This is a genomic window from Falsiroseomonas sp. HW251 (assembly GCF_050563545.1).
In the GTDB taxonomy this organism is placed as follows: domain Bacteria; phylum Pseudomonadota; class Alphaproteobacteria; order Acetobacterales; family Acetobacteraceae; genus Falsiroseomonas.
Map to the genome: position 1 here is coordinate 141,755 of NZ_JBNXUM010000013.1, position 11,768 is coordinate 153,522.

At 72.2% G+C, this 11,768-nt stretch carries 8 protein-coding genes; 2 read left to right on the forward strand and 6 right to left on the reverse strand.

What is annotated here, in order from left to right:
* Positions 1–21: 21 nt before the first annotated feature.
* The 4 genes from ACLF3M_RS17255 to ACLF3M_RS17270 form a co-directional block, all read right to left on the reverse strand.
* Positions 22–459: a DUF488 family protein gene (locus tag ACLF3M_RS17255; RefSeq protein ID WP_430658197.1), complete on the reverse strand. Its 438-nt coding sequence runs from the start codon at positions 457–459 to the stop codon at positions 22–24.
* Complete coding sequence (locus ACLF3M_RS17260; RefSeq protein ID WP_430658198.1) at positions 456–2,765, reverse strand: NADP-dependent malic enzyme; 2,310 nt, start codon at positions 2,763–2,765, stop codon at positions 456–458. The genes ACLF3M_RS17255 and ACLF3M_RS17260 overlap by 4 nt, the downstream gene beginning before the upstream one ends.
* A gap of 157 nt (positions 2,766–2,922) precedes the next feature.
* Complete coding sequence (locus ACLF3M_RS17265; protein WP_430658199.1) at positions 2,923–4,497, reverse strand: ABC transporter substrate-binding protein; 1,575 nt, start codon at positions 4,495–4,497, stop codon at positions 2,923–2,925.
* Positions 4,498–4,513: 16 nt separating this feature from the next.
* Positions 4,514–4,894, reverse strand: coding sequence for a VOC family protein (locus ACLF3M_RS17270; RefSeq protein WP_430658200.1), 381 nt, complete (start codon positions 4,892–4,894; stop codon positions 4,514–4,516).
* Between the two features lie 90 nt (positions 4,895–4,984).
* Here ACLF3M_RS17270 and mutS point away from each other — a divergent pair, with 90 nt between their 5' ends.
* Entirely contained in the window at positions 4,985–7,702 is a 2,718-nt protein-coding gene (gene mutS, locus ACLF3M_RS17275) for a DNA mismatch repair protein MutS (protein WP_430658201.1), read from the forward strand.
* A complete protein-coding gene (locus ACLF3M_RS17280) occupies positions 7,590–10,493 on the forward strand; it encodes a [protein-PII] uridylyltransferase (RefSeq protein ID WP_430658202.1) in 2,904 nt (967 codons plus the stop codon). Before mutS ends, ACLF3M_RS17280 begins: the two co-directional genes overlap by 113 nt.
* Here ACLF3M_RS17280 and ACLF3M_RS17285 read toward each other — a convergent pair.
* Together ACLF3M_RS17285 and ACLF3M_RS17290 are read right to left on the reverse strand one after the other, a co-directional pair.
* Positions 10,490–11,056 carry a glycine zipper family protein gene (locus ACLF3M_RS17285; protein ID WP_430658203.1) on the reverse strand — a complete coding sequence of 189 codons (567 nt, stop codon included), beginning with the start codon at positions 11,054–11,056 and terminating at the stop codon, positions 10,490–10,492. The two genes, ACLF3M_RS17280 and ACLF3M_RS17285, sit on opposite strands and share 4 nt — an antisense overlap.
* Before the next feature lie 86 nt (positions 11,057–11,142).
* The gene (locus tag ACLF3M_RS17290) at positions 11,143–11,763 is read right to left on the reverse strand and encodes a hypothetical protein (RefSeq protein ID WP_430658204.1); all 621 of its coding nucleotides are present in this window, start codon (positions 11,761–11,763) and stop codon (positions 11,143–11,145) included.
* Positions 11,764–11,768 lie beyond the last annotated feature (5 nt).

Here is an 11,768-nt window from a genome sequence, read left to right on the forward strand (position 1 = left end):
CAGGCGAGCTGTCGCGCTTTGTTACAAGGAAAGGTGCCGGATCGGCAGGCCGAGCGCCTCGGCCACCAGGGTGCGGTGGCAGTGGCGGGGATCCGCTTCGAGGCAGAGCAGGCAGACCGGCTCGCGCCGCGCGCGGTCGCCGAGCTCCGCCAGCGCGGCCTGCGCCTCCGTCCCCGCGAGATGCGCGCCGAAGATGCGGCGCATGACCTCAGGCTTGCCGGAACGCGCGGCCTCGCGCCCCGCCGCCGGCGTGCCGAGCGCGGGGAGATGCACGTAGCGGATCCCGGCATCGGCCATCGCCGCGGACAGCGCGCGCTTGGCGAAGCCGGGGCGGCGGCTGTTGGCGATGGCGCGGACATCCACCAGCGTCGCCACGCCCGCTTCCCTCAGCGCGGCGACGAGCCGATCGGGCGTCGCGCCCTCGTAGCCGACGGTCGCGACCGCCGGCGCGTCCGTCACTTCGTCGCCGCGGCATGTGCCGCGAGGCAGGCGACGTCCAGGATCTGGTTCACGCCGGCCTGCATAGGGACGATCTGCGCGGAATGCGTCAGCCCCGTCAGCAGCGGCCCGATGACCTGCGCGCTGGTCAGCTTCGGCACCGCCCGGGTCAGCACATGCGCGGCGTGCAGCCCCGGCATAATCAGGACATTCGCCGGCCCGGTCAGGCGGCAGAAGGGATAGAGCGCGGCGCGGAGCGCGGGATCGAGCGCGACATCGGCCGACATCTCGCCATCGAACTCGAAATCCGCGCCGCGCTCCGTCAGCAGCTTCACGGCCTCGCGGATGCTGCCCGGGATGGTGCCGCGGGGATCCCCGAAGGTCGAGAAGGAGAGGAAGGCCACGCGCGGCTCCAGCCCCAGTCGGCGCGCCGCCGCGGCGGACCCGCGCGCGATCGCCGCCAGCGTCTCCGCGTCGGGGCGTTCATGAATGGCGGTGTCGGCGACCAGCACCGTCCCCGCGCGGCGCGAGACGACGATGGTGAGCCCGAAGATCGACCGGCCCTGGATCGGGTCGATCGCCATGGAGATCCCCTCCATCGCGACGGAGTAGGACCGCGTCGTGCCGGTCACGACCGCATCGGCATCGCCGGTCGCGACCATGCAGGCCGCGAAGACGTTGCGGTCCTGGTTCACCAGACGCTGGCAGTCCCGCAGCAGGAAGCCATCGCGCTGCTTGCGGTTATAGAGGAACTCCGCGTAGCGCCGGTTGGCATCCGACACCGCGGCGTTGCGGATCTCGATCCCGTCGGGCAGCGGGATGCCGAGCGCGGCGCAGATCGCGTTGACGCGTTCCTCCCGCCCCACCAGCACCGGCGTGCCGTAGCCCGCATTGCGGAAGGCGATCGCGGCGCGGATCACCTTTTCCTCCTCGCCTTCAGCGAAGACGACGCGCTTCGGGTTGTTGCGGACGGACTCGGCGATCGCCTCCAGCGCGCCGACCGTCGCATCCAGCCGGTTCGCCAGGTCGCGGGCGTAGCGCTGCAGGTCGACCATCGGCTTGCGCGCGACGCCGCTGTCCATCGCGGCCTTGGCGACGGCCGGCGAGACGCGGGAGATCAGCCGCGGATCGAAGGCGTTGGGGATGATGTATTCCGGCCCGAAGCGCAGGGACTTGCCGGCGCCGGCGCCGGCGACTTCCTCCGGCACATCCTCGCGCGCCAGCATGGCCAGCGCCTCGGCAGCGGCGACCTTCATCGCGTCGTTGATCGTGCTGGCGCGCACGTCGAGCGCGCCGCGGAAGATGAAGGGGAAGCCGAGGACGTTGTTGACCTGGTTTGGGTAGTCGCTGCGACCCGTCGCCACGATGCAGTCCGGCCGCACGGCACGCGCCTCGTCGGGCGTGATCTCGGGATCGGGGTTGGCCATGGCGAAGATGATGGGCTTCGGCGCCATGGCGCGGACCATCTCCTGCGTCAGCGCGCCCTTGACCGACAGGCCGAAGAAGACATCGGCACCCTCCAGCGCCTGGGTCAGGCTGCGCGTCGGCGTGTTCGCCGCATGCGCCGACTTCCACTGGTTCATGCCTTCGGTGCGGCCGCGCCAGATCACGCCCTTGGTGTCGCAGAGGATGACGTTGTCAGGCCGCATGCCCATCGCCTTCACGAGTTCCGCGCAGGCGATGGACGCCGCGCCGGCGCCGTTGATGACGAGCCTGGTTTCCTTGATGTCGCGCCCGGTCAGGTGGATCGCGTTGATCAGCCCCGCCGCGGCGACGATCGCCGTGCCGTGCTGGTCGTCATGGAACACGGGTATGTCCATGAGCTCGCGCAGGCGCTGCTCGATGACGAAGCACTCGGGCGCCTTGATGTCCTCGAGGTTGATGCCGCCGAAGCTCGGCCCGAGGTAGCGGACGGAGTTGACGAAGGCGTCCACGTCCTCGGTGTCCACGCAGAGATCGATGGAATCGACGTCGGCGAAGCGCTTGAACAGCGCCGCCTTGCCTTCCATCACGGGCTTGGAGGCCAGCGCGCCGAGATTGCCAAGGCCCAGCACCGCCGTGCCGTTCGACACCACGGCGACGAAGTTGCCCTTGGCCGTGTAGTCATAGGCCAGCTTCCTGTCGCGATGGATGTGCAGGCAGGGCTCCGCGACGCCCGGGCTGTAGGCGAGGCTGAGGTCTCGGGCGGTGATGAGTGGCTTGGTTAGCCGGATCTCGAGCTTGCCGGGGCGTCCCTCGGCATGCATCGCCAGCGCTTCCTCGCCGGTGATGCGGGCGGTGCGGGTATCCGCCACCGCTTCCGTCGGCGTCTTGCGCGCGTCGTCCATGTGCCTGGTTCTCCCCAACCAGCCCCTTCATCGCAGCCCCCGGCGCCGGAGGGAAGCCAGCGGCTTCGCAGGTGCGAGGGAGCGTTGCGAAGGACGGAAGCCGTCTACCCCGCCCTCGAAAGCCCTCTCCCCCACTATGTGGGAGAGGGTCCTTCCGCTACACCCGCCGCACGTTCCAGGGATAGGGCGACGACCCCGGCAGGATGCCCGTGATGTCGCGGCGGAAGGCCGTGCGGATGACGAACTGGCCGAGGGGAACGAACGCCGCCTCGTCCAGCGCGAGCCTGCCGAGCTCGCTCGCCAGCGCCCGCTGCCGCGCCTCGTCGGGGGCATTGACCCAGGCCTCGGCAATCTCCTCGGCCCTGTCGCTCTTCCACCAGCCAAACCAGCCCTGCGCGCCCTGCCCGCGCACCAGGAAGGACACCGCCGGGTTCGCCCAGGCGCTGGCGCCGCCGGTGGTGTGCAGGATGGACCAGCCGCCGCGGTCCACGGGCTCGCGGTTCGTCCGCCGCTGCACCACCGTGCCCCAGTCGCTCTCGGCGAGCTCGACATTCATGCCGATGCGCTTCAGCCGGTCCGCCGTCACCTGGCCGAGCGGGCCGATGTCCGGGAAGTCCGTGGGGTTGATGATGACGACCTTCTGGTTGGCGTAGCCGGCCTCCCGCAGCGCGTCCCGGGCCCGATTCAGGTCGCCCGGCATCACGGCCTCGCCCAAATCCTCGAAAAAGGGCGTTTGGCGCGGCCAGAGGCTGCGGCCGACCGACCAGTCCTGCCGGTCGTCGCCGCGCGACGCCCGCATGTATTCCTCCTGCTCGACGGACAGCCGGACGGCGCGGCGGATGCGGACGTCGTCGAAGGGGGGGTGGAGGTTGTTCATCCGCAGCACCGCCATGCGGCCGGCGGTGTCCGTCACCTCGCGCCTGACGTCACGCGAGCGCGCCAGCAGCGTCTGCAGGTCGGGATGCGGGCGTTCCCACCAGTCGATCTCGCCGGCCTGCAGCGCGGCGGCCGCGGTCGCGGCGTCGGGCAGGATGTGCCACTCGATGCGCCGGAAATGCGCGACCTTGGCGCCGGAGGTCCAGGTCGGCGCCTCCTGCCGGGGGACGTAGGCGTCGAACTTCTCGTAGACGACCTTGCTGCCCGAATTGAACTCCGCGGCGATGAAGCGGTAGGGGCCGGAGCCCACCATCTCCGTGATGCCGCGGTTGGGATCGGTGCGCGCCAGGCGCTCCGGCATAATGAAGGGCGAGGAGCTGTCGGGCTTCGCCAGCGCATCCGGCAGCAGCGGGAAGGGACGCTTGAGGCGGATGACGATGGTGCGGTCGTCGGCCGCGCGCCATTCGTCCACCACGCGGGCGAGGAGCTGGCCGAAGGGCTCCCGCGCGCACCAGCGCTGGACGGAGGCGATGCAGTCCACCGCGCGGACGGGCTCGCCGTCGTGGAAGCGCAGCCCCTCGCGCAGCCTGATCCGCCAGGTCAGCCCGTCGGCGGAGACCTCGTGCCCCTCCGCCATCTGCGGCTTCGCGCGGAGCTGGTCGTCCACGCCGTAGAGCGTGTCGAAGACGTAGAAGCCGTGGTTGCCGGTGACCGTCGCCGTGGTGAAGATCGGGTCGAGCACCGAGAGGTTGGCCTGCGGCACCATGCGCAGCGTCGTCGCGCGCGTGTTCTGCGCGACGGCCGGCCCGGCAAGCGGCACGGCCGCGGCGGCGGCAAGGAAATCCCGGCGCTTCATCGTGTCGTGCCCTCTCTCAGACCGCGAAGGTCAGCTCGACCATGATCCCCGTGGGATCGTGCAGGAAGATCTGGTGCAGGGGGAAGCCGGGCACCGGCGCCTCGGTGAACGTCACGCCCTGCGCTGCCAGGCGCGCGCGCGTCTCCTCCAGCCCCTCGGCGCGGAGCGCGATATGACCGAAAGCGCCGTGGCTGGTCGGCAGCGTCTCGTTGTCCTTCATGCGGCAGGCGATGTGCACCACGGCCCGCGCGCCGGCCCAGAACCAGATGCCGGGGAAGTCGAAATTGGGCCGGTCGCCTTCCTGGAGGCCGACGACGTCGCCCCAGAAGCGGCGCATCGCCGGCAGGTCCTGCTCGCGGCAGCGGATGTTGACGTGGTCGAGGCCACTGACGGTCATGTCGCTTTCCTCCCTGGCCGACAGCCTGCGCTCATGTCCGGGCCGGCGTCCAGGCTTCGCGCCGGCGGTCCTTCCCGCTAGTCAACGCAAGTGACCGGAAACCCCGTTCCGCGCGCGCAGGCGCGCGACATCCCCCCCGCGGAGGGCGCCACCCCCGCCATGGCGCAGTGGTTCGCCGCCAAGGCGGCGCATCCCGACGCCTTCGTCTTCTTCCGCATGGGCGACTTCTTCGAGCTGTTCTTCTCCGACGCCGAGGAGGCAGCGAGCGTCCTCGACATCGCGGTCAGCCATCGCGGCGAGCATCGCGGCCAGCCCGTGCCGATGGCGGGCGTGCCCGCCCACGCGCTCGACGCCTATCTCGCGCGGCTGATCCGCGCCGGGCATCGCGTCGCGATCTGCGACCAGCTCGAGACGCCGGAGGAAGCCAAGCGCCGCAAGGCCCCGACCATCCGGCGCGAGGTCGTCCGCGTCGTCACCCCCGCGACCGTCTTCGAGGACGGGCTGCTGGAAGCATCCCGCCCGGCCTGGCTGCTGGCCCTCTCCCCGGCGGAGGACGCGCTGGGCGCCGCCTGGCTCGATGTCTCGACCGGCGGCTTCTGCACCGCGGCGATCCCCCGCGCGGATCTCGGCGCGCTGCTGGCGCGGCTCGAGCCAGCCGAGGCCGTGGTGCCGATGGAACTGACGGAGGAGCCGGACCTCGCCCACCGCCTGCCCGGCCGTATCGCGCCGCGCCTGGTGCCGCGGGATCCCGCGCGCCTGATCCGCGAGGCCTATGGCGTCGCGACGCTGGACGGCTTCGGCCGCTTCGCCGAGGCCGAACTCGCCGCCGCCGCGCTCGCGCTGTCCTATGTGAAGGAGACGCAGGCCGGCGCGCTGCCGCGGCTCGACCCGCCCCGGCCGCAGGGTGGCGCGGGCGGGCTGTCGCTGGATGCGGCGACGCGGCGCAGCCTCGAGATCCTCCGCGACCAGCGCGGCGGGACGGAAGCGACGCTGCTGGCGGCCGTGGACCGCACGCTGACGGCGGCCGGCGCGCGGGAACTCGCCTCGCGCCTGGCCGCGCCGCTGGCCGAGATCGGGCCGATCGCCGCCCGCCACGACGCCGTCGCCTTCCTGCTCGGCGACGAGGCGACGCGGGGCGCGCTGCGCGCCGCGCTGAAGGGCGCGCCCGACATGGCGCGCGCGCTGGCGCGGCTCGCGCTGGATCGCTTCGCGCCACGCGACCTCGGCGCGTTGAAGCTCGGGCTCGATCTCGCCGCGCGGCTGGTCGCGACGATGCAGGCGGCGCAGCTTCCCGTGCCGGAAGTGGTCGAGACGGCGACCGCCGCGCTCCGCCTCGATCCCGTGCTCGGCGCCGAGCTCGGCCGCGCGCTGGCGGAGAAGCTGCCGGCGCGGTTGGACGACGGCGGCATGATCGCTGCCGGTTACGACGGCGAGCTGGACGCACTTCGGAAACTGCGCGACGGCGGGCGCGAGGCGATTGCCGCCTTGCAGCTCGACCTCGCCCAGGCCTGGGGCGTCGCCAGTCTCAGGATCCGCCACCACCAGCAATTCGGCTTCCTCGCGGAATTGCCCGCAGCGCCGGCGGAGAAGCTGCTGCGCGATCCCCCGAAATCCCTGAAGCCCGAGCACGCGCCGATCCACCGCCAGACCATGGCGAACGCGGTCCGCTTCACCTGCACCGCGCTCGCCGACCTCGACCGCAAGGTCGCCGAGGCCGGGGACCGCGCCGCGGCGCGCGAACGCGATTGCGTGAAGCACATACGGCGCATGCTGCTGGACGCCGGCACGGCCATCGCCGCCGCCGCTCACGGCGTGGCGGAGCTCGACCTGCACGCCGCCGCCGCAACGCTCGCCGCCGAGGGCGGATGGTGCCGGCCGGAGATCACAGACCGCCCCGATTTCTGCATCGTCGCCGGCCGCCACCCCGTGGTGGAAGCCGCGCTGCGCCGCGCCCGCGGCCCCGGCTTCGTGCCGAATGATTGCGACCTGTCACCGGGCCGGCGCCTCTGCCTGCTGACCGGCCCCAACATGGCGGGCAAGTCCACCTGGCTGCGGCAGAACGCGCTGATCGTGGTGCTGGCCCAGGCCGGGCTCTTCGTGCCCGCGGCCTCGGCCCGGCTCGGCCTGGTGGACCGGCTCTTCTCCCGCGTCGGCGGGGGCGACGACATCGCGGGCGGCCGGTCCACCTTCATGGTCGAGATGGCCGAGACCGCCGCCATCCTCAACGGCGCCACGGCACGGTCCCTCGTCGTCCTGGACGAGGTCGGCCGCGGCACCGCGACCTGGGACGGGCTCGCCATCGCCTGGTCGGTGCTGGAGGCGCTGCACGACCGCATCCGCTGCCGCGCCATCTTCGCGACCCACTTCCACGAGCTCACCCAGCTCGCGGGACGCCTGCCGGAACTGCGGCTCGCGCAAATGAAGGTCCGGGAATGGCGCGGTGAGGTGGTCTTCCAGCACCTGGTCGGCGACGGCGCGGCGGAGAAATCCTGGGGCGTCCATGTCGCGCGGCTCGCCGGCGTGCCGCGCCCCGTGCTGACCCGCGCGACCCAGGTCCTCTCGGCGCTCGAGGCCCGCGCGCGCTCGGGCGGGCCCGACGCGCTGGCCGAGGAACTGCCCCTGTTTGCCCGCCCCGCGGAGACGCCGGCCGCGCCGGCCACCCCCCTGCACGACGCGCTGGCGGAGATCGATCCGGATGCGCTCTCCCCGCGCGAGGCGCAGGAGGCGCTCTACCGCCTCAAGGCCATGGCTGATCCTGCCGCAGCGCAACACGAGACTGTTGCCCCGGGCCGCAAGTCGGTATCGTGACACGGTGAAGCCGACCAGCCTCGCGCAGACCCCCGACGCGCCCGCGTCGCGCGGGGAGGCGCCCGATGTCCTGCCCGATCTCGTGGCCGCCCTGTTCGATGGCGGCCGCCCGATCCCGCGCGACGAGGCGCTGGGGCAGCTTCGCCGGCAGCTCGGCCGCATCCAGGGAAAGGTCCAGCGCGCCTTCGAGGCGCATGAGCTCTCCGGCCTCGCCGCCGCGCGATGGCTCGCCGCGCTGACCGATGGGCTGGTCGGCGCCATCCACGCCTATACCGTCGCCATGGTCCCGACCGGACCGGAAACGTCGAGGGCGGAGCCGCGCTTCGCCCTGATCGCCACCGGCGGCTACGGCCGCGGCGTCCTCGCCCCCTATTCCGACATCGACCTGCTGTTCCTGTCGGACAGCCCGCTCGGCCCGCAGGGGCGCCGGGCGGTGGAGTTCATGCTCTACCTGCTCTGGGACCTCGGGCTGAAGGTCGGCCATGCCACCCGCACCGTCGACGAGTGCCTGGAGGACCTGAAGGGCGACGTCACCATCCAGACCGCGCTGATCGATGCGCGCTGGCTCGCTGGTGACCGCAAGGTGTTCGAGCATTTCGACGCCGACTTCACCGCCTTCCGCCAGCGATCGGGCCTGGCGGGCTTCCTCGCGGCCAAGCGGGCGGAGCGCCAGGCGCGCCACGCGCGCTACGGTGACAGCCCCTTCCTGGTGGAGCCGCATGTCAAGGAAGGCCGCGGCGGCCTGCGCGACCTGCAGACGCTCTATTGGCTCGCGCGGCATGCGCTCGGCGTGCAGCGCATGCCGGAGCTCGTCGGCGCCGACAGCCCGGGCGGCGGCCTGCTGACCCCGCAGGAGGCCCGCGCCATCCGCCGGGCCTGGAACTTCCTCTGGACCGTCCGCTTCCACCTTCACTATGTCACCGGCCGCGCCGAGGAACGCCTGACCTTCGACCTGCAGCCCGTGGTCGGCGCCCGCATGGGCTACACGCGCCACGGCGTGCAGGACGGCGTCGAGCGATTCATGAAGCACCTGTTCCTCACGGCGCGCGACGTGGTCCGCCTGACGCGCCTGCTGGAACCCGCGATCGAGCGCGCGGCGCTCGGCGTGCCGGCTTTCGTGCCCGCCGGCGACGCCGCGCTGACCCAGGCCGGCATGGCGCTGGCCGACGGCAAGGTGCTCTTCGCGCCCGACCGCGTCGTCGCCAGCGATCCCGCCATCATGCTGCGGCTGATCCGCGCCGCGCGCGACCGCGGGCTCGAGATCCACCAGCTCGGCTTCCGCGCGCTGGTGCGCAATGCGCGCTACGCCGTCAGGCTCCGCGACGACGCCGAGGCCAACGCGCTCTTCCTCGACATCCTCGCGGGACGCGATTCCGCGCGCTGGCTGCGGGTGCTGAACGAGGTCGGCTTCCTCTCCCGCTTCATCCCGGACTGGGCCCGCATCATCGGGCTGATGCAGTTCGACACCTACCACGTCTTCACGGTCGAGGAGCACACGATCGAGGCGATCGGCGTGCTCGGCCAGCTCGAGCGCGGCGAACTGAACGAGGTCGCACCCGTCGCGTCGGAGCTGATCGGCCAGGTGCAGTCGCGCCGCGCGCTCTATGTCGCGGTGCTGCTGCACGACATCGCCAAGGGCCGCGGCGGCGACCATTCCGAGCTCGGCGCGGAGATCGCGCTCGAGCTCTGTCCGCGCATGGGCCTGACGCCCGAGGAGACGGAGACCGTCTCCTGGCTCGTGCTGAACCACCTGCTGATCAGCCAGACCGCCTTCAAGCGCGACATCGACGACCCCAAGACCATCCTCGACATTGCGGAGACCGTGCAGTCGCCGGAACGCCTGCGCCTGCTGCTGGTGCTCACGGTCGCCGACATGCGCGCCGTCGGGCCGAAGGTCTGGAACGGCTGGAAGGCGACGCTGCTGCGCGAGCTCTATTGGCGCGTGGCGGAGGTGCTGGCGGGCGGCCTCTCCGTGCCGGAGCGCGACACCCGCGTCGCCCGCGCGCGCCAGGCCGCGGCCGCGCTGCTGACCGACCTGCCGAGGGAGGACGTGGACCGCTTCCTCGGCCTCGGCTATCCCGGCTATTGGCTGTCCTTCGACCCCGACACGCATGCGCGCCACGCGCACATGATCCAGGAGGCCGACCGGACCGACGCGCCGCTGACCGTCCGCACACGCGTCATCGAAAGCCGCGCAGTGACCGAGGTCACGGTCTATGTCACCGACCATCCCGGCCTGTTCAGCCGCATCGCCGGCGCGCTGGCGGTGGCGGGTGCCTCCATCGTGGATGCGCGCATCCACACCATGACCAACGGCATGGCGCTGGATACCTTCTGGGTGCAGGACGCCGCCGGCGGCGCCTTCGACGCGCCGCATCGCCTGGCGCGGCTCGCCGTGCTGATCGAGCAGTCGCTGTCCGGCCGCCTGCGGCTGGATGCCGAGATCGGCAAGCTGCGGCGCGAGCCCGCGCGGCTGCGCGCCGTGCAGATCCCGCCGCGCGTCGTCATCGACAACCACGCGTCGAACAGCCACACGGTCATCGAGGTGAACGGCCGCGACCGGCCAGGCCTGCTGCATGACGTGACGGCAGCCATCAGCGAGCAGGGGCTGCAGATCGGCTCGGCGCACATCACGACCTATGGCGTGCGCGCGGTGGACGTCTTCTACGTCAAGGACGTCTTCGGCCTGAAGGTCGAGAACGAGCGCAAGCTGGCGTCGCTGCGCGGTGCGCTGGTGACGGCGCTGGGTGGCGAGTTGCCGGCGGAAGCGGGCGAGGTCAGGGCCGTCTAGCGGTGCCAGCCATAGGGTCGCCGGTAGTAGCCGGGATAGCCGCCTCGCCAGCGGCCGTAACCGTAGCCATACCCATAGCCGAAGCCGAGCGAGACGGTCGGACCCCAATAGGGATAGGCGTAGTAGGGCCAGGCCGGCGCATAGCCGACGACGCCGTAGGCCGGCGGGGCGATCGTGTTGCCCGCGCTCGTCATGCACTGGGCATAGGCGACGTCATAAGCCGATTGCAGGCTCGCCGTGGTCGCGCCGGCCTGGTTCGCACCCACAGCGCTGCCCGCGACGAGGCCGGTGCCCGCACCGATCGCCGCCCCCGCGCCGGCCTGGCCGGTCGCCGAGCCGATCAGCCCGCCCGCCACCGCGCCGAGCGCAGTGCCGACCGCCGCGCTGCCGATCGCGGCCTGCTGCCCTGCCGGCACTGCCGGCGAAAGCCCGACCTGGTTGAAGGCGTAGTTCCGGCAATAGGTGTCCTCGCCCTGGAAGCGTTGCAGGTCGCGCCCGGGCGCGGGTAGCGCCATCACCGTCGGGCCCGTCGGCGGCACAACCGCGCAGGCCCCGAGAAACATGGGCAGGAGGAGAAGCACCCTCCGCATCACCGCGACGTCCTTGTCCGGCCGCCCCGTTCAACGCGCGAGCCGGCGCGGCGTTACGATCACCTCGCCCATCCATAAGGCGCCGGCGCGGCGTAGTAGCCGCCATAGCCGGGATAGGCCGCCACCGGCGGCGCCCCTGGCGCGGGATAGTAGGCCTGCGGCGGATACGCCTGGGGCTGCCGGTAGCCATAGGGCGCCTGCGGCTGCGGATAGCCTTGGGGCTGCTGGTACGGCCCCGCCATCGCATAGGCCGGGCCCTGGATCGTGTTCCCCGCGGCCGTCATGCACTGCGCATAGACCGTGTCGTATCGCTGCTGCAGGTTGCCGCCCGCGCGGCCGGCCTGGCTCGCGCCCACCGCGCCGCCCGCGAGCAGGCCGGTGCCCGCCCCGACCGCCGCACCCGCGCCGGCCTGGCCCGTGGCCGATCCGACCAGCCCGCCCGCCACCGCGCCGAGTGCGGTGCCGATCGCCGCGCTGCCGACGACGGCATTGGTGCCGGCCTGCGCGCCCGCGCTCACCTGCTGATAGGCAATGCCGCGGCAATTCGCCTCCTCCTGCTGGAAGCGCTGGAAGTCGCGCCCGGGTCCCGGCATGGCCGCGATGGTCGGCGCCGTCGGCGGCGCCACCGCGCAGCCCACGGGGAGGAGGAGCAGAAGGGGAAGCAGGCGGCATGGCGTCATGCCGC

Excerpts from the sequence above, each read along its gene's own strand:
- ACLF3M_RS17260 (WP_430658198.1), bottom strand. The coding sequence starts at position 2,765 with ATGGACGACGCGCGCAAGACGCCGACGGAAGCGGTGGCGGATACCCGC.
- ACLF3M_RS17265 (WP_430658199.1), bottom strand. The coding sequence starts at position 4,497 with ATGAAGCGCCGGGATTTCCTTGCCGCCGCCGCGGCCGTGCCGCTTGCC.
- ACLF3M_RS17270 (WP_430658200.1), bottom strand. The coding sequence starts at position 4,894 with ATGACCGTCAGTGGCCTCGACCACGTCAACATCCGCTGCCGCGAGCAG.
- ACLF3M_RS17280 (WP_430658202.1), top strand. The coding sequence starts at position 7,590 with ATGCGCTCTCCCCGCGCGAGGCGCAGGAGGCGCTCTACCGCCTCAAGG.
- ACLF3M_RS17285 (WP_430658203.1), bottom strand. The coding sequence starts at position 11,056 with ATGTTTCTCGGGGCCTGCGCGGTTGTGCCGCCGACGGGCCCGACGGTG.
- ACLF3M_RS17290 (WP_430658204.1), bottom strand. The coding sequence starts at position 11,763 with ATGACGCCATGCCGCCTGCTTCCCCTTCTGCTCCTCCTCCCCGTGGGC.